Origin of the sequence: Psychrobacter sp. G, assembly GCF_000418305.1 — a bacterium.
Taxonomy (GTDB): Bacteria; Pseudomonadota; Gammaproteobacteria; order Pseudomonadales; family Moraxellaceae; genus Psychrobacter; species Psychrobacter cryohalolentis.
The window spans coordinates 886,086-909,809 of sequence record NC_021661.1 but is presented as its reverse complement, the minus strand read 5'-3'; the positions used below and the strand labels follow the sequence as shown (position 1 = coordinate 909,809).

The 23,724-nt window shown below is 41.7% G+C and carries 22 protein-coding genes and 1 tRNA gene; 11 read left to right on the top strand and 12 right to left on the bottom strand.

The window, feature by feature from the left end; all coding sequences use genetic code 11:
* Window positions 1–154: 154 nt before the first annotated feature.
* Window positions 155–541 (top strand): hypothetical protein, encoded by a 387-nt coding sequence (locus tag PSYCG_RS03940; protein WP_011513090.1) that lies wholly within the window; start codon window positions 155–157, stop codon window positions 539–541.
* 456 nt (window positions 542–997) lie between these two features.
* On the opposite strand, the gene PSYCG_RS03935 is transcribed toward PSYCG_RS03940, so the two are convergent.
* From PSYCG_RS03935 to uvrB, 3 genes are all read right to left on the bottom strand, one after another.
* Window positions 998–1,375 carry a hypothetical protein gene (locus PSYCG_RS03935; RefSeq protein WP_020443040.1) on the bottom strand — a complete coding sequence of 126 codons (378 nt, stop codon included), beginning with the start codon at window positions 1,373–1,375 and terminating at the stop codon, window positions 998–1,000.
* A gap of 221 nt (window positions 1,376–1,596) precedes the next feature.
* Window positions 1,597–2,649 carry a pyridoxal phosphate-dependent aminotransferase gene (locus PSYCG_RS03930; RefSeq protein WP_020443039.1) on the bottom strand — a complete coding sequence of 351 codons (1,053 nt, stop codon included), beginning with the start codon at window positions 2,647–2,649 and terminating at the stop codon, window positions 1,597–1,599.
* A 229-nt stretch (window positions 2,650–2,878) separates the two neighbouring features.
* Complete coding sequence (gene uvrB / locus PSYCG_RS03925) at window positions 2,879–4,990, bottom strand: excinuclease ABC subunit UvrB (RefSeq protein WP_020443038.1); 2,112 nt, start codon at window positions 4,988–4,990, stop codon at window positions 2,879–2,881.
* A 184-nt stretch (window positions 4,991–5,174) separates the two neighbouring features.
* Here uvrB and PSYCG_RS03920 point away from each other — a divergent pair, with 184 nt between their 5' ends.
* Together PSYCG_RS03920 and dps are read left to right on the top strand one after the other, a co-directional pair.
* Window positions 5,175–5,594 (top strand): GFA family protein, encoded by a 420-nt coding sequence (locus tag PSYCG_RS03920; RefSeq protein ID WP_020443037.1) that lies wholly within the window; start codon window positions 5,175–5,177, stop codon window positions 5,592–5,594.
* 329 nt (window positions 5,595–5,923) lie between these two features.
* Window positions 5,924–6,421: a DNA starvation/stationary phase protection protein Dps gene (gene dps / locus PSYCG_RS03915; protein ID WP_020443036.1), complete on the top strand. Its 498-nt coding sequence runs from the start codon at window positions 5,924–5,926 to the stop codon at window positions 6,419–6,421.
* Between the two features lie 238 nt (window positions 6,422–6,659).
* On the opposite strand, the gene PSYCG_RS03910 is transcribed toward dps, so the two are convergent.
* The 8 genes from PSYCG_RS03910 to PSYCG_RS03875 form a co-directional block, all read right to left on the bottom strand.
* Window positions 6,660–7,361 (bottom strand): DUF2059 domain-containing protein, encoded by a 702-nt coding sequence (locus tag PSYCG_RS03910; RefSeq protein WP_020443035.1) that lies wholly within the window; start codon window positions 7,359–7,361, stop codon window positions 6,660–6,662.
* A 25-nt stretch (window positions 7,362–7,386) separates the two neighbouring features.
* Window positions 7,387–8,484 (bottom strand): cation diffusion facilitator family transporter, encoded by a 1,098-nt coding sequence (locus PSYCG_RS03905; protein WP_020443034.1) that lies wholly within the window; start codon window positions 8,482–8,484, stop codon window positions 7,387–7,389.
* A gap of 167 nt (window positions 8,485–8,651) precedes the next feature.
* Window positions 8,652–9,188 (bottom strand): acyl-CoA thioesterase, encoded by a 537-nt coding sequence (locus PSYCG_RS03900; protein ID WP_011513082.1) that lies wholly within the window; start codon window positions 9,186–9,188, stop codon window positions 8,652–8,654.
* A 96-nt stretch (window positions 9,189–9,284) separates the two neighbouring features.
* A complete protein-coding gene (locus PSYCG_RS03895; RefSeq protein WP_011513081.1) occupies window positions 9,285–9,695 on the bottom strand; it encodes a DUF2177 family protein in 411 nt (136 codons plus the stop codon).
* 36 nt (window positions 9,696–9,731) lie between these two features.
* Complete coding sequence (locus PSYCG_RS03890) at window positions 9,732–11,096, bottom strand: SAM-dependent methyltransferase (RefSeq protein WP_020443033.1); 1,365 nt, start codon at window positions 11,094–11,096, stop codon at window positions 9,732–9,734.
* 100 nt (window positions 11,097–11,196) lie between these two features.
* Window positions 11,197–12,237, bottom strand: coding sequence for a DUF1365 domain-containing protein (locus tag PSYCG_RS03885; protein ID WP_020443032.1), 1,041 nt, complete (start codon window positions 12,235–12,237; stop codon window positions 11,197–11,199).
* Window positions 12,238–12,274: 37 nt separating this feature from the next.
* Window positions 12,275–13,987 carry an NAD(P)/FAD-dependent oxidoreductase gene (locus PSYCG_RS03880; RefSeq protein WP_020443031.1) on the bottom strand — a complete coding sequence of 571 codons (1,713 nt, stop codon included), beginning with the start codon at window positions 13,985–13,987 and terminating at the stop codon, window positions 12,275–12,277.
* A 51-nt stretch (window positions 13,988–14,038) separates the two neighbouring features.
* Window positions 14,039–14,776, bottom strand: coding sequence for an SDR family NAD(P)-dependent oxidoreductase (locus PSYCG_RS03875; protein WP_020443030.1), 738 nt, complete (start codon window positions 14,774–14,776; stop codon window positions 14,039–14,041).
* A gap of 396 nt (window positions 14,777–15,172) precedes the next feature.
* Between PSYCG_RS03875 and PSYCG_RS03865 the strand changes: the two genes are divergently transcribed.
* The 7 genes from PSYCG_RS03865 to PSYCG_RS03830 all read left to right on the top strand — a co-directional run bounded on the left by PSYCG_RS03865 (window position 15,173) and on the right by PSYCG_RS03830 (window position 20,909).
* Window positions 15,173–15,248, top strand: a tRNA-Asn gene (locus tag PSYCG_RS03865).
* Between the two features lie 275 nt (window positions 15,249–15,523).
* Window positions 15,524–16,456: an alpha/beta fold hydrolase gene (locus PSYCG_RS03860; protein WP_020443028.1), complete on the top strand. Its 933-nt coding sequence runs from the start codon at window positions 15,524–15,526 to the stop codon at window positions 16,454–16,456.
* A gap of 111 nt (window positions 16,457–16,567) precedes the next feature.
* On the top strand, window positions 16,568–17,389 hold the full coding sequence (gene dapD, locus PSYCG_RS03855) for a 2,3,4,5-tetrahydropyridine-2,6-dicarboxylate N-succinyltransferase (protein ID WP_020443027.1): 822 nt from the start codon (window positions 16,568–16,570) through the stop codon (window positions 17,387–17,389).
* Between the two features lie 234 nt (window positions 17,390–17,623).
* Entirely contained in the window at window positions 17,624–18,358 is a 735-nt protein-coding gene (gene queE, locus PSYCG_RS03845) for a 7-carboxy-7-deazaguanine synthase QueE (RefSeq protein WP_020443025.1), read from the top strand.
* Between the two features lie 59 nt (window positions 18,359–18,417).
* On the top strand, window positions 18,418–19,521 hold the full coding sequence (locus PSYCG_RS03840; RefSeq protein ID WP_020443024.1) for a multidrug resistance efflux transporter family protein: 1,104 nt from the start codon (window positions 18,418–18,420) through the stop codon (window positions 19,519–19,521).
* A gap of 15 nt (window positions 19,522–19,536) precedes the next feature.
* The gene (locus PSYCG_RS03835; protein WP_020443023.1) at window positions 19,537–20,172 is read left to right on the top strand and encodes a trimeric intracellular cation channel family protein; all 636 of its coding nucleotides are present in this window, start codon (window positions 19,537–19,539) and stop codon (window positions 20,170–20,172) included.
* Window positions 20,173–20,246: 74 nt separating this feature from the next.
* Window positions 20,247–20,909, top strand: a complete 663-nt coding sequence (locus PSYCG_RS03830) for a trimeric intracellular cation channel family protein (RefSeq protein ID WP_011513071.1) — start codon at window positions 20,247–20,249, stop codon at window positions 20,907–20,909.
* A 61-nt stretch (window positions 20,910–20,970) separates the two neighbouring features.
* Here the strand turns inward: PSYCG_RS03830 and recJ are convergent, their stop codons facing one another.
* A complete protein-coding gene (gene recJ / locus PSYCG_RS03825; protein WP_020443022.1) occupies window positions 20,971–22,797 on the bottom strand; it encodes a single-stranded-DNA-specific exonuclease RecJ in 1,827 nt (608 codons plus the stop codon).
* Between the two features lie 367 nt (window positions 22,798–23,164).
* Between recJ and PSYCG_RS03820 the strand changes: the two genes are divergently transcribed.
* On the top strand, window positions 23,165–23,680 hold the full coding sequence (locus PSYCG_RS03820; RefSeq protein ID WP_020443021.1) for a hypothetical protein: 516 nt from the start codon (window positions 23,165–23,167) through the stop codon (window positions 23,678–23,680).
* The last annotated feature ends 44 nt before the right edge of the window (window positions 23,681–23,724 follow it).

Below are 23,724 nucleotides of genomic sequence, written 5' to 3'. Positions count from 1 at the left end.
AGATGACTTTTTATTTGTGCTGATGTATATCATGCGAATATCACAAGGTATAGACAGTAAAAAGCAGGTTATAGGTTTTGGTACATCTGCTCAGCACGATATAAAACTTTAAAGATGTCTCCTCATAATACTGATCAATCTGAAAGGAAATTTGATGAAAAAATTATTCGCATCAACAGCATTACTAGCAACATTTGCACTAGCGGGCTGTGCCTCAACAGGCGGCAATACCAATGCAGGAACAGCAATGGGTACTGCAAACGAGATCGGTATGAGCGTTTTTAAAGCAGCTATCGACAATCAATGTCGCAGTCAGATCGAACAGCAAAACGCGTGGCGTATTGCCAGTGTCGCTATGACTGAAGCGCAAGAAGAAGCGGTAAAAGGTAGAGTTTGTGGTTGCGTTAGTGAGCAAGCACCGCAACAAGTCAGCATCGTTGAATTGGGTAATGCAGCCATAGACCCACAATATCGTGTGCAATTAGTGGCTAGAGTCGTTGCAAAATCATTGCAGAGCTGTTATTCCAGTATCGTTAAATAAATAGTTTATTCATAATATCAGTCATTATAAATAATTAGGCTGGGTTGGCGATTGCTTAACCCAGCCTATTCGTATAGATTATAAACGATAGATCGCGATCCATCATTAACCGCAGAACGCCCTTTTAATATCAATTAACACGCTTTTCAGTGTGAATGGTATTTTACCAATACTTTAAAACACGCGACGACAGTACTCTCTTTACCAAAGGCTTGGTCACACAAACCAAGACCAGTCATTTAGTTGAAGGCGCATAATCTATTCCTCTTACTAAATAATCTGCGTTAGCTTCCAAAGATAAAGCTGTTGCTACAAAAAAGTAAGCATCAATAGTAACTGTTTCAAGTTGACACTAAAAAATGAAGTAAGAAAAAGGGCGCGTCATTTAAATATAACGCACCCTTTTTCTTACCGATTGCTTTTATTTTTTCTAAACTTACAATAGTTCAAACAAGCCTATAGCTTACTTGTTGTGTAAGGCTGAGACATTAGAGACGCTGTAGGATGCAATGTCTTGTTCTGGCGAAAATATTTTGACCGACGCTCAAGTATCTTACTCACCTCTTTAGTCAAATCATGAATAATATCATCATAAACCCCATGATATAGCTCGGTCTCAAACGCAGTAAATGGATGCTTACGTGATGCAGAACTTACTTCTGTCACGCCGTCCTTGGTATAAAAAACATCCACTCGACCATCACTATTGAGTACACAATTTAATAATCCACCTTCTAGCGCCATCTCTACACGCTCAGGCATAAAAATATAATCGTCTAAGTTGATGAGCTTTTTTTCTACTTCTCGTTTAAAAAATGATTTGATATCAAACATGAATATATCTTTAACCTTATAATTATAATTTACGTTAGCACACATAACTTTAGCTATCGCTCAGCGTTTATCCAGCGACTTAAATTTATCTAGCAACTTGAAAGCTAGTAATCTAAAAGAGTGTGCTTAACTGACCAATCTTATAAGATAAAGTGGTGTTTTTTAAGGTGGGATATGTAAAACTGCGTTTGAGGTTGGTTAAGACATATGATTTATCTCACTTATACCCAGTCCTTTTCACGAAATAACTTTAGTACTTTGATAAATGCTGCCATTTCATCAGGCGTACCAAGTGTTAAGCGGTTGAAGCCTGTAACAGGTGGGAACTCGCGACCAACCTTGATGCCATGGTCTCGCATTCTGTCGATATATGTTTTTAAATCACCTTTTATTTCATGAAAAATAAAGTTGGTCTGTGAAGGTAAATAACGCAGTCCCAGATCGTCTAAGACTGTTTCAATCATCTGACGCGACTGATTGGTATTGCGCAAACTTAGCGCTAAAAACGCTGCATCATTTAACGTCGCAATAGCGGCAACCGCACCTGACAAGTTGGTATTATCCATAGACATAAATGCTTCGACAGTCTCAATAGCTTGCGGGTTAGAAATCGCGTAGCCCACTCGCATACCGGCTAAGGCACATAATTTTGAGAAAGTATGGATGACAATAAGCTTGTCTGATAACCCTTGTTTTACCCATTCAATCCCACTCTCAAAACTTAGGTCTGACACATATTCCAAGTACGCTTGATCTAATAAAAAGTAATGGTTGTCTGGCGCCTTACTTACCCAAGTTTTAAGCCTTGAAGTTGATGTAATGATTCCAGTTGGGTTGTTGGGATTGCAAATGTAAAGTAGGCTGATGCCATCAAAATCGTCAGCTGCTTTTTGTAGTTCGTCAAAATTATAATCATAGTTTTCAGCGGTTAACGGTATCTTGACGACGGGCACGCCAATGGCATTTGCATACATCTCTGCACAATCAAAAGTGGGAACAGGGATCACCATTTGAAACTGCCTGCCCTCTTTTAGAGCTTTATATTGCAGCATTTGTAAGGTAGCTCGAATATTTTCAGTCGAGCCATTGCCTAATGAGATTTGGTTTTCTGCCACGCCATGGATGGTGGCAATTTTGCTAATGAGTGCCGCACGTGGATTATCTGGATAACGGAAGCCTGCACCTAAAGAGTCTGTAATGGCTTGTTTGGCAGAAGCTGACATGCCTAGTGAGTTTTCATTCGCATTTAATTCTAAGCATTTATTATTTTGCATGATGGATTATGTGCCTCAACGTCCGTTGTTATAAGTTCATATTGCTCATTGATATCATATTAATTGGCATTTGGTATAAACACAAGTTTTGTCATTACCAATTATTGGTTATTAATAACCTCGGGCAAAAGCGAGGTTATTTTAGTTATAAGAAGACCATAAAAAAGGTGAGCTGCACTGTTGGCAACTCACCTTTTTATTACTATTTTAAACTTAGTAGCGTTACTCTTTACAATAAATGCGCTTTTAGCTCTAGCACTTTGTCACGCGTTTTCGCGGCATCCTCAAACTTTAAGTCACGCGACATCTGCTTCATGAGCTTCTCAAGACGATTGATTTCTTTAGCCAATAAATCAGGACTACGTAAGATACTGATATCGACATCAGGCAGATTGCTCTTAATTGGAATCATCTGATTATCGTTGGCATCATGGTCATCACCTGTATCGATTTTATCCGTGATACTACGGCGCGCACCTGTTGGTGTGATGTTATGCTCAAGGTTAAAGGCGACTTGTTTTTCGCGGCGACGATCGGTCTCATCAATCGCTTTTTGCATACTGTTGGTAATACGGTCAGCATAGAGAATGGCTTTACCATTAATATGACGCGCCGCCCGACCAATGGTCTGAATCAGAGCACGTTCAGAGCGCAAAAAGCCCTCTTTGTCCGCATCAAATATCGCGACCAATGACACCTCAGGCATATCAAGCCCTTCACGTAGCAAGTTAATACCGACCAGCACATCATGCACGCCCGTACGCAGTTCATGAATGATCTGCATACGCTCAAGGGTGTCGATATCCGAGTGTAAATAAGCGACTTTGACATCGTATTCTTTGAGATAGCTGGTCAAATCCTCTGACATACGCTTGGTCAAGGTAGTGATTAACACGCGTTCGTCTTTTTCTCTGCGTTTAGTAATCTCTGATAACACGTCATCGACCTGCGTTAATACAGGACGAATCTCAATCTCAGGGTCAATCAAACCCGTTGGACGCACGACTTGCTCGACCACTTGCTCACTATGTTCCAGTTCATACAATGCAGGCGTGGCGCTCACATAAATAGTCTTAGGCTTGATACGCTCCCATTCTTCAAACTTCATCGGGCGGTTATTCATGGCACTTGGTAGACGAAAGCCATAATTGACGAGATTCTCTTTACGTGATCTATCACCTTTATACATTGCACCAATCTGCGACACAGTCACGTGCGACTCATCAAGAAATAACAACGCATCTTCTGGAATGTAATCAAACAGCGTCGGTGGTGCTTCCCCTGATGGACGACCAGACAGATGCTGTGAATAGTTTTCGATACCGTTGCAGTAGCCGAGCTGTTGAATCATCTCAAGATCATACTGGGTACGCTCTTTGAGACGCTGTGCCTCAATCAGTTTATTGTTTTCGCGGAAATACTCTAGCCGTGGCTCAAGCTCAGCACGAATTGTATGGCTCGCAGCCTCCAATTTATTGCGCGGCGTCACGTAATGTGATTTTGGATAAATAGTAATACGCGGCACTGTACGCACCGTCTTCCCTGTTAAAGGATCAAACCAAGTAATTTTCTCCACTTCATTATCAAACAAGTGCACACGCACCGCTAGCTGCTCAGACTCAGCAGGATAAATATCTAACAGCTCACCGCGAAGACGATAAGTACCACGCCCAAAGTCCAGTTCGTTACGCGTATATTGCATTTCAACAAGACGTTTAATGGTAGCAGTGCGATCAATTTTGTCCCCAACGACGACGTGCAGCAGCATTTTTAGATAACTTTCTGGATCACCTAGACCATAGATACAGGATACTGAGGCGACGATAATTGCATCACGACGCTCAAGTAGTGCACGCGTGGCTGACAGACGCATCTGATCAATATGATCATTAATGGCGCTGTCTTTTTCGATAAAGGTATCACTGGCAGCGACATAGGCTTCTGGCTGATAATAGTCATAATAACTAACGAAATATTCAACCGCGTTATTCGGAAAGAACGACTTAAACTCACCATATAACTGGGCGGCAAGCGTCTTATTATGCGCCATGATAATAGTTGGACGTTGCGTCTCAGAGATGACCTTTGCCATGGTATAGGTCTTACCAGAACCCGTCACACCCAGTAATAGCTGCTCATCCATGCCAGCATTAATACCATTAACCAGTTTCTTTATCGCTTGCGGCTGATCGCCTGCTGGCTCAAACTCGGTGACCATCTCAAAGGCGCGACTTGATATTTGCGTACCAGACGCGTTGACACCACTAATTTCAGCTTCGCCTTGCAGCTGAGTGGCCAATTGATTTAACTGACGCGACGAGCGCGGTTCAGGCATTCGCATAATGGTTATCTTCCTGATATTTATAAAAAGTTATAAGAGGTTAGGTTTATAACAATATGGGGTTAAACCTTTATTTTTAAAGGTCATTTATTGCGCAAAACGCCCACAAATGGATGCACAAACACTCAATAAAAAGCATAGAAACTCAGGTATAGTTCAATGACCATTAATCAAGGAACGAGTTATGAAAGGTCACTGTCTGTGCGGTAACGTCACCATAGAATTAGAAGATATCAATACCTTTGAAGCGTGCCATTGTACGATGTGTCGTCGTTGGGGCAGCGGACCACTAATGGCGATACATAGCCACTCAAAACCGGATATTAAAGGTGAGGAGTCAATGACTATTTACCCCTCTTCAGCATGGGCGGAGCGTGCGTTTTGCCATAAATGCGGCACCAATCTCTATTATCATCAGCTTAGCTCTGAGACTTATGTTCTGTCACTAGGACTGTTTCAAGAGAATCCAAACCTTACTTTTGAGAGCCAGATTTTCATTGATAAAAAACCCGATTATTATGAATTTGCTAATGACACAGTCAACTTAACTCAGCAACAGCTGTTTGATAAATTCGCAGAGAAAGGCATTAGACCAAAGGACTAAATATTTATAAGGCTTAAAATGCGTATGACTATTCTTAACTTAACGTCAATTAAATCAAATTTTAATACGATTGAATATGCTGGCGTGTGCACGGATTGTTATCAAAGCGTCTATTTTATCAGTTAAATTTACAAAGGTTTTCATGATTAACAAACTCATTACACGACCCTTGTATAAAGCCTAAATGTTGGGGTTCCATCTATTATTTAAGCTGTTATTATCGATAATGAATTTATAAGCAGTCAGCAACACCTTAATAAATAAAAAATTTAAAGAGCTGTTGATAATTAGAAACCTAAATTTATTAAAATAGAATAATGGAGCAGAATATGAGAGAACGTTACGCAAGTGGAATAGATGACGCAACTGCAAAAAAAATGATCGATCTGTTGAACGCGAATTTAGCAAACCTGATTGATTTGAGTATGGATAGCAAGCAATGTCATTGGAATCTTCAAGGTACTGGTTTCATTGGTGTACATCAGTTGTTGGATGACACTTATGGACGCTTAACAGAAGCTTATGATACAGTCGCTGAGCGCATTGTTATCCTTGGCGGCAAAGCCAACGGTATCTCTAAACGTGTTGTTGAGGACTCTATCTTAGAGACTTACCCGACTGATATTACTGATGTTGACCAGCATGTTCGTGAGCTGACCAATCGCTATAAGACCATTGCTGCGTTTTTGCGTGAAGGGATTGATGCCGCTGGCGATGCTGGTGATGAAGATACCGCTGACTTATTGACTGAAGTGAGTCGTACTGTTGATAAAGATGCTTGGTTTATCGGTGCAAACGCCCCGAAAAAAGATACGTCTAAAAAATAAGCACGTCTCAACATAAGATTAACTTATTTGCTAAATAGAAAAAGTTCACCTCAATGGTGATCTTTTTTATGTTTGACGATTTTGACTAGAATCATTAAACATCAATACCGATGAATCGTATATTACTGGTATTAATTTTTCTTGCTTGCTGTGCCTACGCAGACAGAGGCTGCAAAACATTTATACCCGCACTAGCATAGGTCTTTTAGGAACTTTAACTATATTTCTAACATACACTTTAAAAAATACCTTTCACAATTTGCTTCATCTGCGGTAACAGCTCACTTAATTGGTTTTCAGTCTCTGAGGTATCTTGCGGTAAAGATTGCTTTAGAAAAGCGGCGGTAATTTGTGGCTGTTTTGCTAAGATGTTTTGACCGACAGCAGTGTCGTAAAATTTGATTTGGGCATCCACTTCCGCTTGCGTATAGTAAGTTTTTGCTGCGCTGATATAAGCTTGCGTTAAGGTTTGAATATCTGCCGTATTACCTATCCCATTGGTCATAATTTTGGCATATTGCCCTAACACGCTTTGGATCTGATTTTGTAGCTCACGTTGACGTTTATTCAACGGTTCATCAGTCACCTGTTGATTCTGAGTTTGCGTATTGATTGCATTGATAGCCGCTTGCTTGCCATCGACGATAGATTGGATTTGCTCATCAATATGCATGACTTGCATCAGTTTAATAATAGAGATATCGGTAGGTAACGGGCGGTTGACACTCTGTGGATCATCGATCTTACGGACGTTATAGGGTGCTGATGTGACCGTTTTTGATTGTTGAATTTGATTGGTATCACTGTGTACGATTAATTCTGCATTGACTTGTATAGCAGTAGCTGACATCAAAGTCACCACTACTAATGCCAGCAACGGTGACACTATCTGTGTATGGCTATTAGGATTTTTTGTTAATGGTTTTAAAGGACTTTTCATATTATGTTCTCATTCTTATTATAGATTATAAATGTTCATTATCAGGTAAGCGTAAGATTTCAGCGTTAGGGACAGATAAAGTTAAGATAGCTTCTTGAAACAATGACTGACTACGAAACTGATTTTCTATACTTTCAAATTTTTGCGCAATCTCATGTTCATGTTGATTTCCAGCAATATCGACCGCCGCGACCATAAATATTTTTTTGGGACCTACCCACTCCAAATGCAAGTAAGAAACACTATCAATATCTGGATGCTTGATAAGCTCTGATAAAATATAATCGTGCATTTTTTCTGAGACTCTATAGCCAACCAAAAAATCACGATTACGACTGATTAAAAAGACTGCCACTACGGCCAGCAAGATACCGACAATGATAGACCCAAGCGCATCCCAAAATGGTTCGCCAGTATAGGCGTGCATTGCCATAGCAGCTGCCGCCACAACCAAACCTACGACTGCCGCCAAATCTTCAAAGAACACACCGCGTAAGGTGGGATTAGAGGTGTCCATCACATAGCCGATGGCACTGACATTAATCGCTTCGCCATGTTTTTTACTTTGCAAATACGCTTGTGTTAAGGAAAATCCTTCAAGCACAAAAGCGACTGCCAAGATAATAAAACCGATGGTATAGTTGGTTTCAGTCTCAGCTGCATTCCACTCGGTAATGCCAGTATAAATAGACACTACTGAACCTGCCATAAATACGCCAAACGCAGCAATCATCGACCATACATACGACTCTTTACCGTAGCCGAGTGGATGGCTTTTGTCAGCAGGTTTGACCGATTTTTTCTCTGCAACGATCAATAAGGTACCATTGCCCGCGTCTGCCCAAGAATGCGCTGATTCCGCTATCATGGAAGCGGAACCCGTCATAAACGCTGCTACTGTTTTAGCAATTGCAATAATAAGATTGGCACCAACTGCAATCAATACCGTTGTTAGTGAGCTCGATTTGTTGTCATCATGGCTTGGCGTAGATTTAGAGGGGTCAGAATTGGTGTTATCTGAAGCATTAAAAGGGTTTTGAGCGCGTGAGCGACCAATGCCGTGCGTATCAGCGCGCGGCGTTGGCGCATCTTTTGGATTGGATTCTAGCGGCTTCAAACTCATCTAGGTCTCAATAAATGGATGGTTTAAGGTATAAAACCAGACTAGTTATATATATACACTAGCTGATCTATTAGTTACTTTAGATTCCATTTACTGTAGTCAAAAAACCTGTTCTTATCAGTAATGTTTTGGTGAGAGTATGTTTATTGTCTGCATTAATGAGCAGATTATGCGCTTGCTACTTTATTAGTCAATTTACTGATGTCACAGCTGATACGTTGCGAGCCTTCCATACGCAGCTTTCTGCGCTCTAAGCCTGCGTCAAATCGGCATTGTTGCAAGGCATCTTTAATCTCAAGCTCAGGGATTAGCGTGGGCTTACGATTTTCATCAATCGCCACCATGGTAAAGTAGCAGCTGTTGGTATGGCGAACGGTACGTGCGCGCACATCTTCTGCCTCTACTCGAATGCCGACTTCCATTGAAGTCTTACCAACGTAATTGACACTAGCCGCAAACGTTACCAACTCTCCAACATGAATAGGCTCACGGAACATCACTTGATCAACTGACAGTGTCACCACATAACTACCGCTATAGCGACTGGCACAGGCATAAGCGACTTGGTCCAGCATCTTGAGCAAATCCCCACCATGGACGTTACCAATAAAATTGGCCATATCTGGCGTCATAAGCACTGACATATACAGCTCATGGTTTAATGGGACTGTTTTGGCGGTAGAGCTGGTGTTATATTGCGTCATAATGTTCCTTAACGGGGGTAGAATCTATTTAAAGTGCTATTTATACAGTAGCAATTCCGACAGCGCAAATATAGTCGATTTAACTTAACTACTAGATTAGCTTAACCAATGAAAACGATAAGCAAGCCAAGCCACGATAGCACTCACTGAACCTGTTAAAATACCACCCCAAGCAAAATCAACCAAAGCGGTGTCCAGAGTAAAACCTTTATATAAGGCTAAGCTAGTAAAATCATAAGTACCGTAAGCCATCAGTCCTATCAAAGCGCCCAATAAGAAGATATGGTGAATCGGCGCATTTGATCTGATTTGTGGGTATAAAATAATAATACACAGCGCCAACAGATAAAACAGATAAAACACCCCAGCAGCAGTCATATTTGGCTGTTCGGCAAGTAAGTGTCCGATACGCTTTTCATAAAACAGGCCGGTCATGGTCTTCAGCCAAACCGCATCAATGCCCAAAAATATGACAAGAGAAGCAAGATAGATATAAATATAACCCATAGTAAGATCCTTTTATAATAGGGACTAAAATGTAGCCTATGAATGCCATGCATCAATGTTGTTTGGCTTGACGGCAGTGACTTGCACGACTCCAATCGTACGTTCCAAAAACCCCCCTTCGCAGTAGCAGAAATAAAACTCCCATAAGCGAATAAACGCTTCATCATAACCGAGTGCTTTTATCTCCTCACGTTGTGCCATAAACGCAGTACGCCAATCCCGCAGCGTAAAAGCGTAGTCAAAACCATAATCATGTAATTGTTTGATGACCATATCGGTCTGCTCAGTAAACTGCGTCGTCAATTCTTGATTAGATAGTAAGCAACCACCGGGGAAAATGTGCGTCTGAATAAAATCGACCGACTTTATATAGTCTTGATAATTTTGATCATTGAAGGTAATGGCTTGTAATACCATTAAACCTGTTGGCTTCAGCAGGCTATTACATTTAGCAAAAAACGTCGGTAAATACTCATGTCCAACCGCCTCAATCATCTCAATACTGACCAACTTGTCATACTGTCCTGTCAGTTCGCGATAGTCTTGCTTCAGTAAGGTAATTTTATCCGACAGTCCAGCCGCTTCTACACGGTGCTGCGCCTCTTCATATTGCGCATCCGAGATAGTGGTCGTCGTTATATGACAACCATAATGCGTTGCTGCATAAATAGCAAACCCGCCCCAACCAGTCCCAATTTCTATGACAGTATCTTCGGGTTTCAGTTGTAAACGCTCACAAATCAAAGCGAGTTTATGCTGCTGCGCCTCAGCCAATGTCGTATCTACTTTTTTATAGACTGCTGATGAGTACATCATCGTATCGTCTAAAAAACGCTGGTACATGTCATTACCTAAGTCGTAATGTGCCAAAATATTAGACTTTGAACCCAATTTATCATTACTGCGTAACTTATGATTGGCTCGCTCAAAGGTTTTACTAATAACCGCAAAACGATTTTCTAACTGATTAAGTACTGCCAAATTACGCGCTGCCAGTCGAATCAAACCCGTTAAATCATCTGTATCCCATTCGCCATTGATATAGCTGTCCGCTAGCGCAATAGAACCACCAAATAATAACTGACGATAGACGCTGCTATCATGAATGGTCAGCGTCACATCCAATGTATGACGACCGATAGCTGAGCTACTTATGTTGCTAGAAGCAGCTGTGCCAAAACAATGCGGCTTAGCATCCTGCCCAACAAAATCCTCAATGATAGTAATACTACCAAATTGAATGTGCTTCAAAGCTCGGAATATGGCTTTTCGCGCTAGATAATTCACGCTATTACTAACTGGCTGCAAAATAGCACTATCGTTAACCGTTTGATTGATGTGAGCAGTGATTTTTCCTAATTTTGATACGGGTGCATTGCTTGCTAGTCTTGCTGACATCATTTATCCATCCTTGTATAATTATTCGATAGTAAGAGCTCTACGTTAAACTCTTGAGTCTTTGAACCTTTGAAGTTTTGAATTTTTGGCATAGTAGTTACTGTCACTGCTCATGCTTATTATTGCCATTCTGCTGCTTGCTATCGGCTAATGTTTCATCGTAATTAATATAGGGTACTTTTTTAATGGCATAGAGTTTAAAAGCCTGACCATAAATACGCATTAAAGACGTTATATTCATCAGTGGATTTTTGCGTAAGCTCTTATAAATCGTCGATGCCGTCATTGGTACGCCAGACATTTTAATACCTGTTTTTAATACTTCACCGCGCTTATCGCTGATATTTATAGCGATACGAACGTCCAAGCAGTGATTAGACAGCTTTTCTTTCTTACTTTTTACTTCACTAGTGACAGTATTTTTTATTGCCCTTTTAATCGTTACTTGCCACTGATACTGCTGGTCAATAGGATTAAAAGGTGAGACATGGAAATCTTTATCGTGACAAAACTCAGTGTTTGCGCCATCTAATAAAAACCCATAGTAATGGTGTTTATCCCATGGCGTATTAGATACTTCTGCCAATAGATGGCTGGGTTTTTGCTCTGTATCAAAGCCCAAATAGAAATTTACTGGGCTAAAATATATCCCTGCATTACGGCAAACGACCATTCCAATCATATCGCCTGTTGGTGCACTACCCGTCCGTTCTATAAATGCTTGAATTAAACGTTGTTCTAGTGATTGAACATCTGATAAATACCCTCCTTTATCGTCAGCATCTTTGCTTTTACCTAGACTATTTACATCTTGTGTGGTCAATCCTTGTAAGTAATCCTCAGGATAAAACTGTTGTAAGGCTTTTTTTATTCCAGAGAAGAGTAATTGTTTATTAAATGGCCATTTTTTTAGGATTTTATTGCCGCTAAATGAACTGATATCCACTTCTGGCAATGCTTGCCCTGCTGCTAATGCGGTGATATTGACACCCCAATAACGATAAGGATAGGCAAATTTATGCACACTTGGTAGCAACCGGCTGTGCCAAGTTATTCCGTGAAATATTTGGTGCGGCAAGCCCTTAGTATCATCTGCCAATGTAGGCTCTACGCTTATACTGTTAGGCTGTTCTGCTTCTACCATACTTAATAACCTCAATTGGTAATGCTGTATTTAACTGCTACGAGTGCTTATCTTTACGAGCAGCAAAAAATCCCAGTTTTTTCTTTTTAAACGCTTTAGCCGTGGGCGCCAACATTGTAATGTATTGAACCAACTCTTGATTGGTCGTGGCAGAGACTAGCTGACGTTTCTTAAGTTTGCGTAATTGTTTGTCTGCTTTTACTGGTAAATCTTTATAGCGGAACGGCGTATGTGCGCTTTCAGTATCAGGTAAATGGCTTGGGTCAACGCTATCCTTAATATCGATGTTGCATCCCAATGCCTGACAGACACGTAGCGCGCTTCTTACGCCATCCTCATGGAAGCCGTTGAACCAATAAGCACCGCAAAAATGGGTGTGTGAATCGCTACTACCAGAGATATTTGACCACTGTGCTTGCGCGGCAATCATTTCATTATTAAATACTGGATGGCTATAGTCGATACGCTTGATGACTTGGCTCTCATCCACCTCATGATTGAGAGTTACTAAGTAATTATGCTGTTTGGTCAAGCGCTGCAAAATATTCATATGATAGGTCAATACGGGCTTTGTGGCAGTTTGCAGCGATTCTTTATCTTTTTTAATAGCATTTTTATCATCGATTAAATAATTCCAGCTTGCCCACGCCAGCGGTTTTTTGGGTAAGACTGAGGTATCGGTATGTAGAATGGCTGTGTTATCGGTAAAGGTAAAATGATTCAGTACTTCTTGCTCGGTAGGATTGGCATCTTGTAATATTTTGAGCGCTGTATCTGCATGACAGGCAAAGATGACTTCATCAAACACAAGTCCTTGCGTCTTATTATCTGTTGTATCTGTAACGCTCAATATCACCTTATTATCTTCTCGAATCACTGATTGCACGGGACTGTTCACGCGAACGCTGCCACCTGCCTTCACAAAACGTTTAATCAGTTTATTTACATACTGCTTAGAACCGCCTTTTATCGTAAACCACTGCGGACGATTGACCACATCAAGCAAACCATGATTATCAAAAAATTGAGCGAAAAACACTAAGGGGAAATCTTGTACGTCGCGCAGACTGGTCGACCAAATCGCAGACACCATGGGCAATAGATAATTATCGGTGAATAAATCACCATACTTTTTAGTATCTAGATATTCGCCTAGCGTTTGCTTGGTAAAAACAGCAATATCCTGCCCCTGCTCACGCGCCTTATCATAATCTTGGCGCAGCTGACGCACCTGTTTATTAAACTGCCAGATATCATTAATAAATCCCCAAAACTTCGGGTTCAGAAGATTCTTGCGCTGTGATAACAAGGTATTGAGCGTATGACCGTTATATTCAAAATGACGCGCCGCGTTTTTGACAGAAAAGCTCATATCCGTTGCTTGAAACGGTACTTGCAGCTCATGAAGTAAGCGAAAGAAGTTAGGATAAGTACGCTCATTAAAGACAATAAAGCCGGTATCTATGGCACTTTTTTCAACCTTATTAGGCTTGGCTTTTTTACCGTCTTGTAGCGTCACATCGATGGTATTTACGTGTCCACCGATATAATCACTGGCTTCAAATACAGTGACGTCAAATTGCGTTGCCAAGTAATGAGCACAAGTTAAACCTGATACCCCTGAGCCAATAATAGCGATATTTTTTCTGACTTGTGCATCCTTCTTATCCTCTGAATGACGGCTTGTATCCTTAATAACGGCTTCTACTTGATTAGATAGCTGCTTAGATTTACGGCGCAAAAACGGCATAAAATATTCCTAGTTATTTTCTTTATAGGTGTTCAGAAATAGTAAAACTGGCTATTTTTTATTGATTTTTGTACTGACCTGTTGCCAAACCATATCAGGTAATGTCCCTAATACTTTTAATGGCAACGTCAGTTTTTTGGGAAATTCAATAACGTCATTGCCACTTTTTATACCATCACGAATCGCTTGACTTGCCTGCTGTGTAGTCTGTAAAAACGGCATCGGAAAATCGTTTTGTTTGGTCATTGGCGTCTCTACAAAGCCGGGAACTACTAAGCTGACTGCTACACCTTGCGGTGCAAGGCTAATCTGTAAAGTTTTCATTAAATAGTGAATAGCTGCTTTTGAGCTACCATAAGCCTCTGCACGAGCAAAAGGCACGTAAGCCGACGCCGAGCCAATACCAACTAAGCGTCCTTTTGAAGCAATCAGCTTTGGCAGTACTGCTTCAATGGCATGCGATAACGTACCCATATTCACCGACAGCACTTTCATAAACGCCACACTATCAAAGTTTGGCATATCTAGATACTCACACATGCCAGCGCCGCAAATCGCCAAATCAATCTCATTAATTTTATCAAAAGCAGCAATCACCTTATCTCGATCCATTAGATCTAAATCGATAGTTTCTGCTCCTAATGATTTGAGCTCAGACAAGGCTTCCTCATCGCGACCGACGGCATAGACATGCTGTCCCTCTCGCAGATAGTCTTTTGCCAGCTGATAACCAATCCCAGAGGTCGCACCCGTAATCACAATATGTTGTTTCTTAGCAGTGTCTGTCATCGCAAATATCCTTTTCGTCTTTTGCTATCTTACTCTTGGTTTGGCTTTGATAAATCTTTATCTTATAAGCCTTTAGCAGCTTTATAGCTATAAACAATGTAATTTCATTAGCATGATTTTATTAACCAATGCAGTCTTTTATTTATCAAATCTAAATAATTATAGTATAAGCAAGTTGCTTTATTTGTTGTTACTTCGCAAACAGAGTGATATCGAAGATATGACGCAAATTGGCTCGACAACAACCTTTGCGCTAGCGTTAATATCTTTAATGTATAAAAACATGCAAAAAAAGCTTGACGTATTTTTTATCTTTGCTAGAATACGCCCCACTTAGCAAGAACTCGTTAGAGACTTTCTAAGCTCGCAGTAAGTCATTAAACACTTACCGCTTATTCTCCAATAGCTCAGTTGGTAGAGCAACGGACTGTTAATCCGTGTGTCCCTGGTTCGAGCCCAGGTTGGAGAGCCATATTTTAGTAGTAAATTTTTTGAGTCATATTTGATTCGATTATGGCATTTGCCAAGACCCTCATCACTTTGATGGGGGTTTTTTTATGGTCGATATTTTTGTAGCTGTCGTTTAAATGAATAGACCATAACGCTGACTAAAAACCAAATAACATACTAATGTTGCCAAATTTCGCAATTAGATTGGTTGTAGCAATAACTTATCCCTATAATAAAGCCCTAAAAAATATATAATCTATCTCATCATACCCTTAACCATTCAAGGACTGGATTTTTATGAGTAATAATGAACAAATAACTTCCTCTGACAATACCCATTATCTGCATCATACTTTTTTTGAGCCGAGCCATAGTGATACTGTCATTAGTGCAACCTTGCTGATTGTACACGGCATGGCAGAGCACAGCGGGCGTTATGCAGACGTGGCGCAATTTTTAGCCGATCACGGTATTGCGGTCGCCACTTATGACCAGCTTGGTCATGGAAAAACTGTTAAATCAGCCAAAGACTTAGGGTTTTTTGGTGAAGAGCATCCTGTGCAGTCATTATTAAAAGATGTCATCGTCATGGCGGACAGCTTAAAAGCGCGTCATCCGAATGTACCACATTTCGTCATGGGTCACTCTATGGGCTCGTTTATCGTCCGTAACGTCCTTAAACATCATGCGCGTAACTTTACCGGTGCTATTTTAATGGGCACGGCGGATGCCAATCCATTGATCAAAGTATTATTGCCTATCAATAAGTTACTGACAAAAGCGGCGCCTAAAAAGCCAAACGCCCTATTTGCTAACGTGATGAATAAAGTACTTAATAGCAAGCTTAATAATCGTATTTCTTCATCAAAGTTTGCGTGGTTAAGCGAAAATCCTGCCGCCGTTGAAGCTTATGAAGCCGATCCATTGACGGGTTTTGACTTTACTAATAATGGCTTTATGACCCTCTTTACACTGATGAATGCAGGCTTGCATAAAAACTGGGCAATGACGATTGCCAAAGATTTTCCAATGTTATTAATCAGCGGAGAAAATGACCCAATCGGTGATATGGGTCGCGGTATTCGTAATATTGCCAATCGCCTAGACAGACAACATTTTGATCATGTCTCTGTGCAGCTCTACCCTCATATGCGCCATGAGCCGCTCCATGAACAGAATAAAGAGCAGGTTTACCAAGACATCTTAGGCTGGATAAATAGCAATACTTAAGCCCATAAAATCCCGAAATTATAGTATCGTCTATCACGTTTGCTAAAAGTCGCCAAATTAGCGACAATACGGCAAGTTTTTTATTTACCTTCATCAATTCTAGGAATGTTTATGTCATTACAACAAACCATCGAACAAGCTTTTGAGAACCGTAACGAATATAGCCCAGCAACCATGCCACAAGATGTCCGTGATGCCATCAATCAAGTACTTGAGCAGCTAGATAACGGCACTTTGCGCGTTGCAGAAAAAAAGGATGGCGAATGGGTCGTCAATCAGTGGGCAAAAAAAGCTGTCTTGCTATCGTTCCGCTTAAATGACAACTACGTTCAAGCAGCGGGCGAGCATGTACAGTTTTATGACAAGGTACCAACGAAATTTGCGGATTGGACAGAAGCGCAGTTTAAAGAAGCTGGCGTGCGCGTTGTACCGCCAGCCGTTGCACGTAAAGGCTCTTATATCGCGCCAGGCGCCGTATTAATGCCATCTTATGTCAATATCGGTGCTTATGTCGATCAAGGCGCTATGGTAGATACCTGGGCGACCGTTGGTTCATGTGCTCAAATCGGTAAAAACGTCCATCTATCAGGCGGCGTCGGTATCGGTGGTGTTCTAGAGCCATTACAAGCTAACCCGACTATCATTGAAGATAACTGTTTTATCGGTGCGCGCTCTGAAATCGTTGAAGGCGTCATCGTAGAAGAAGGCGCAGTTATCTCTATGGGCGTCTATATCGGTCAGTCTACTCGTATTTATGATCGCGAAACTGGTGAGATTCATCGTGGTCGCGTACCAGCAGGCTCAGTCGTTGTGCCAGGCAGCTTACCTTCTGAAGATGGTACGCATAGCTTATATGCAGCTATCATCGTGAAAAAAGTCGATGCGCAAACCCGCGCTAAAACATCCGTAAATGAGTTATTACGTTTAGCTTAAATTTGTATCACTACTCATATAATTATTGATCAAAAAGTCTGAATAAAAAAGATGCTGAAGCTTTGTGCTCCAGCATCTTTTTTGTTGTTAGATAGCAGCTTAATAGAGGACTTTACGTTATAATCTTTGTCTTGTTTGGGCGCTGAACTTCCGAGCATTAAACAGATTATTAAACCTTTTTTATTTGATATGTGCTCGATGGCACAATCAATCCTTAACTGTATTTGAAATATTATGAGTGAGTTATCTTTACGCACCGCTGCCATCCCTGTCACTGACCCTGAAGCAGGGTTACGTTTGACGGAGATTTTTTATTCTTTGCAAGGTGAGGCACTGACTTCAGGTTTACCAACGATATTTGTACGCTTAACCGGCTGCCCGCTACGTTGCGTTTACTGCGATACCGAATATGCCTTTAGTGGCGGCGAACGTCAGTCGCTTGAGACTATTATGGCGACTATTGCCAGCTTCCCTTGCAAGCGTATTTGCTTAACCGGTGGTGAGCCTTTAGCCCAGCCTAACGCTATTGAATTGATGAAGCGTCTGCTAAATGAGGGTTATGAGATTTCTCTTGAAACGGCAGGGGCTCTGACGGTCGAAAACGTCCCGCCAGCGGTCAGCAAAGTGATGGATTTGAAAACTCCAAGCTCAGGTGAAGTTGATAAGAATCTTTGGTCAAACCTCGATTACCTCACTCAACATGACCAAATAAAATTTGTCATCATGAATCGCACCGATTATGACTGGGCAAAAGCAAAGCTTATCGACTATAAGCTAAATGACTTGGTCGGTACGGTATGGTTTTCACCGATGTTTAATGTGGCACATGAAGATACGGCAAACGATAATAGCCCAGAAGTGCCAGTACTCGCACGTGAGCTTGCCGAATGGATGTTAACCGACGCCCTACCCGTACGTTTTCAATTGCAACTACATAAGATTATTTGGGCGGATGCCAAGGGCAAATAGTCTCTAAAATCTGAATGGATTCTCAAATAAATAGCAAGCCAAGGAAGAAAGGGACAGCTATGGTCAAACTCATTTTATTGGGCTTATTAGCGGGCGCGTTTTTTAGCTCCACCTTTGTTTTAAATGAGATGATGAGCAGTGACGGCGGGCACTGGTTTTGGTCAGCTAGCCTACGCTATTTATTTATGTGGCTCATCATTACTGTCCTGATTGCGATGCAGCATGGTTTTGGACGTATTAGAGAATTGAGCGCTATCTTCTTTCAGCATTGGCGATTTTGGTGTATCACCGGCAGTATCGGCTTTGGCGTATTTTATACGGGTATTTGCTATGCTGGCGACCACGTTGCAGGCTGGGTGGTTGCAGCAACCTTTATGTTTACGGTGGTGACAAGTTTATTGGTATTGGTGGCATTTGGGCAAAGATTTGATAAGAAATTTATCATTTATGCTTTATTGGTCTTTATCGGCGTAGTGATGGTCAATGTCAGTGAAGGCTTACATGCATCCACTCTCGCTGATACCGTACCTATGGCTGATATGCTACTATATGGCGCGCTGCCTGCACTGATTGCAGCATTCAGTTATCCGATTGGCAATCAGCTGGTTTGGCAAGTGTCTCATAATTCGCGCAAACACAGTGCTGAGCAGCAACAGGCTCGTGATAATCTTCAGCCAAATGACACTGATGATAACATTGACACTCATACCCAACGCATCATTACCGAAGCCCCTATCCTACCTATCGATAGACAAGCTGCGTCACGCTTACAAAATCTCATCGCGCGCATTCCTGCGATTGAAACAACCTTATTACAAAATGCCTTTAATAAAGTCTGGTTAATGACCCTCGGTAGTTTGCCGTTTTGGTTATTATTAGGCTTAATCATACGTCCTGAGCAACCGGCGACCACACAGGTTTTTAATACGTTACTGGTAGCAGTACTCGCAGGTGTGGCGGCGACGAGTATATTTTTATATGCCCGTGAGCAAGCGGTGACATCGAGTGAGGTGGCAGGCGTAGATTCTACCCAGGCCAGTGAAGTAATATTTGCTTTAATTGGCGGCATGTTATTACTGAATAATGCCCTTCCTTCTACACTGGGCTTGGTGGGTATTGCGCTCATCATTCTGGGACTGATATTATTTGCCAAAGATGGTTAAGGCTCAAATATAGCGATGATAAATAACTTTATTTTCCCCGATATCCTGCTGTATGTGTTGGATATGGTTGGGATCATCGCCTGTGCTATCGCTGGCACATTGCTCGCGCAGCATAAAGGTTTTGATATTGCAGGCTGCATATTAGTTGCACTGGTCAATGCTATCGGCGGTGGTACACTACGGGATATGGCACTTGATCGCCACCCCTTATTTTGGATGACAGATCTCAATTACGTCATCGTGATTACTGCTACCTCTCTTATCTTGCAAATGTTTTTTCATCTGTATCATAAAATTGATAACGCGCTTAAGTTCTTTGATGCTATTGGTCTAGCAGCCTTCAGTGTGATTGGCTTTAAAGTGGGATTGACGCAAGATATAGCGCCAATGATTGCTATTATGATGGGGGTTTGGACAGCCATTATTGGTGGTTTATTGCGTGATATCATTTGTAATGAGATTCCGCTCGTACTACAGCGTGAGATTTATATCACTGCCAGTATTGCAGGCTCATTGGCGTATTTGGTGCTCGACTACTGGGGGCTAGACGCGACAATAAACGAATTTATAATGCTATTTATCATCTTTGCCATACGTATGCTGGCATTAAAATTCGATTGGCACTTGCCTTCCATTCGTTTGATCGATTAACAGATTAGCCAGTTTTTACGATGAGCGAAGAAACTAGTAGCACTGTAATCTCAGTGCTTTAATGAGAATAACTCATGCCCATTATTGCCTTAGATTCGGATTTGATTACTACTTTTAATCCGCGCTCACTGATTTATTTGTTCGATATGATTGGTATTGTCGCTTGTAGTATCTCAGGGACGATATTAGCTAAGCATAAAAATTTCGACGTGTTCGGCTGCTTGCTGGTATCGATTGTGACGGCTATCGGCGGAGGTACGGTGCGCGATGTGATTTTGGATCGTCACCCACTGTTTTGGATGGTAGATATGAGCTATTTGACAGTTATTACCATCTCTTCACTGGTGATGCAGATATTCTTTCACCCCAATTCTAGACGCGTTGATACATTTCTTAAACTCTCTGACACTATTGGTCTGTCAGCCTTCACCTTAATCGGTATAAAGGTGGCTGATAGTATGGGCGCAAATATGCCGGTGGCGCTATTACTTGGGGTTATTACGATTATTGTCGGCGGTATCATCCGCGATATGATCTGCAATGAAATTCCGCTGGTGCTACAGCAAGAGATCTATATCACCGCCGCTTTAACAGGTGGTATCCTTTACTTTGCGCTACACCATATTGGCGTGACCGCTTGGATTGCTGATATCTCAGCAATGGCAACGATTTTTACCTTACGCATGCTTGCTATTCGCTATGATTGGCAGTTTCCGACCATTGAATGGAAATATTAAAGCATAGAAATATTGACGCTTAGCGACTATTAGCGCAGTTACTATCTGTACCGTTAAGCCTCTAGTTCGCTTCGACCGTCTCTTTTACCAGCGCCAAATCTTTTATCATTAACTGCAAGCTTTGTTTACCATTCCATTCATTGATGTCCAGCTCAAACAATATATGTACTTTTTCGGCACGGTAATCCCAAGCACTGCTATCAAAATTAAATTGAATCGCCTCAATCGGATACTGTACATCAGGATAACGTAGCGACAGTTTAAGGTGTTTATCCTTTAACACTTTAAAGTTCAACACTTCAAACACCCCATCAAATATCGGTGGCGCAAACCCATGTCCCCAAATACTAGACTCTGCAAGATGCTCAGCAAACCATAAGCTAAAATCACTTGCTTGCAAAGCACCATCGGTGAATTTTTGCTCAGCGAATACCTCATCCTCCATCTGTGCCAGCACCGCGTTAAATGCTGTCACAAAGGCATCAAAGTTACCTCGTTTCAACGTCAGTCCTGCTGCCATGGCATGACCGCCAAAATGACTGATTAAATCAGGATGGCTCTCGGCAACTTGTTCAATGGCATCACGAATATGCACGCCAGCAATAGAACGTGCTGAGCCTTTGATGGCATCTTCAGCACCTGTACGTTCAGTATCTGCGGGCGCAAAGACAATGCTCGGCAGATAATGGCTTTCTTTCAAACGTCCTGCGACGATACCGATAACACCTTGATGCCAGTCATCTTGATATAACACAATACTGCGGGTATTAGGGCTCTTCTTCTCAAGCCTATGCTGAACGATAATATCATCGCTTTCTTCAACATCCGCTTCAATACTTATATTAGTAGCAGCTAATGCTTGGACGATATTATCCGCTTGCGTACGCATCTCACCTTCTACTTGGCGACGCGTACGATTAAGCTGCTCAAGCTCTTGTGCCAATCGCTGCGCCGTTGCCCAATCATCTGCTAGCAAGCACTCAATACCGATGCGCATATTATCCATACGCCCAGCCGCATTAATACGTGGACCCAAGACAAAACCAAAATCTTGCGCCTGTAGTTTTTTGGGATCTCGACCCGCTTGCTCGAGTAACGCTAGTATGCCAAGAGAGCCACGTCCTTGACGAATAGCCGCTAAGCCATGATGGACCAAAATACGATTGTTTTTATCAAGTACGCCCACATCAGCAATCGTACCAAGCGCCACTAAATCCAAATATTGACTGACTTGTACGGTAGATTTGCCAGCATCGCGGCGCAGCTTTGCCAGTCTTCCGAGTACGTAAAACGCTACCCCAACACCTACCAAAGCTTTACTAGCAAAAGTGCAATCAAGCTGATTGGGATTGACTACCGCTTCAGCAGGCGGTGTCTCTTTGGTGGTGAGATGATGGTCTGTAATAATGACAGTAATGCCATCAGCCTGCGCGCGCGCCACGCCTTCATGGCTTGAGATACCATTATCTACCGTGACAATCATTTGCGGTTGATAAGTTTTAATACCCAATTCGACAATCTCTGGCGTCAACCCATAACCGTATTTAAAACGGTCAGGCACTAGAAAATCAACCTTGGCACCCATGGCAGTCAGGGCGCGCATCATAAGCGCCGTACTGGTTGCGCCATCACAGTCAAAGTCACCAACGATCAGAATACGCTGACTGTCATCAATAGCGATATCTACTAGATCTACCGCTTCAATGATACCTTTTAGCTGCTCAGCAGGCAGCAAACCAGCCAGCTGAGTCTCAAGCTCATCTGGCTGCATAATACCGCGAGCGGCATATAGGCGAGCAAGCGTCAGTGATTGGGCGGCAAGTGGTTGCAACGCGGCGGGCAACTCGTCAATGCGAGTGCTGGTATAACGGGGAGTTAAATTTAGCATGAAGCTATTCTACTGGCTTTAGTAAGTGCTCACAATATTAATTTAGAGGTAATTTTTGGCATGTCGGTGCAAGGTTAAAGATTGCTTATACATCCATCATCACGTAACTTATAGAATAATTTTAGCGCACCTAGACAATGTATTTATTTCTAAACTTCTATTTTTAGCGTATGGCTTCATTTACAAAAACGGTGCAGATTACCCCTATTTTTCAGCATTTTGCTACAAAGCAGCGATTGTATGGCGTTTATAAATACATAAAATGGTAGGCATCTTATAAACACTGCAGTTGCTTGTTATTTATTCCATGTTTGATGTTTTATTTTTTTCTTTTAATTGCTATTTTTATCTATTTTAAGGATATTTCATGAAAACGACCCCTTTAGCTGAAAGACTACCGAATACGATTGATCCAAACTTAAATCTTGAACAAGTCAAAAAAGAATGTATCGCCATGGTCAAAAAGCGCGCCAGAATCTCTGCTGGTGTTGCTATCGTTCCGGTACCATTTTTTGATGTGGCAATTGACGCTAGCATGCTGACGATGCTGTTACCTGAAATCAGTGAGCGCTTTGGTTTACTCGAAGATCGCCAAGCAGCGGTAGACTTAGAGTCACGCGCTATTCACTGGAGTGCGCTAAAAGATCGTACCGTTGACTTTGCAGGTTTAATGGCAACTCGTGGTATCGTTAAAAAGACTGTGCAAGGCTTTGGTGGTCGTATCGCTGCTAAGCAAGTGACCAAGTTTATCCCACTTGGTGGTCAACTGGTCGCAGGTACTATGGGCTATATGATTTTTAAGAAGATTGCTACTGACCATATCAATGAATGCTACAACTTAGCTAAAGACATTCAGCAAAAGCAACACGGCAAAAATGTCTAAAGTGCTATTTTAAATAAAGAAGTTATCTATCGCTTAATAAAAAA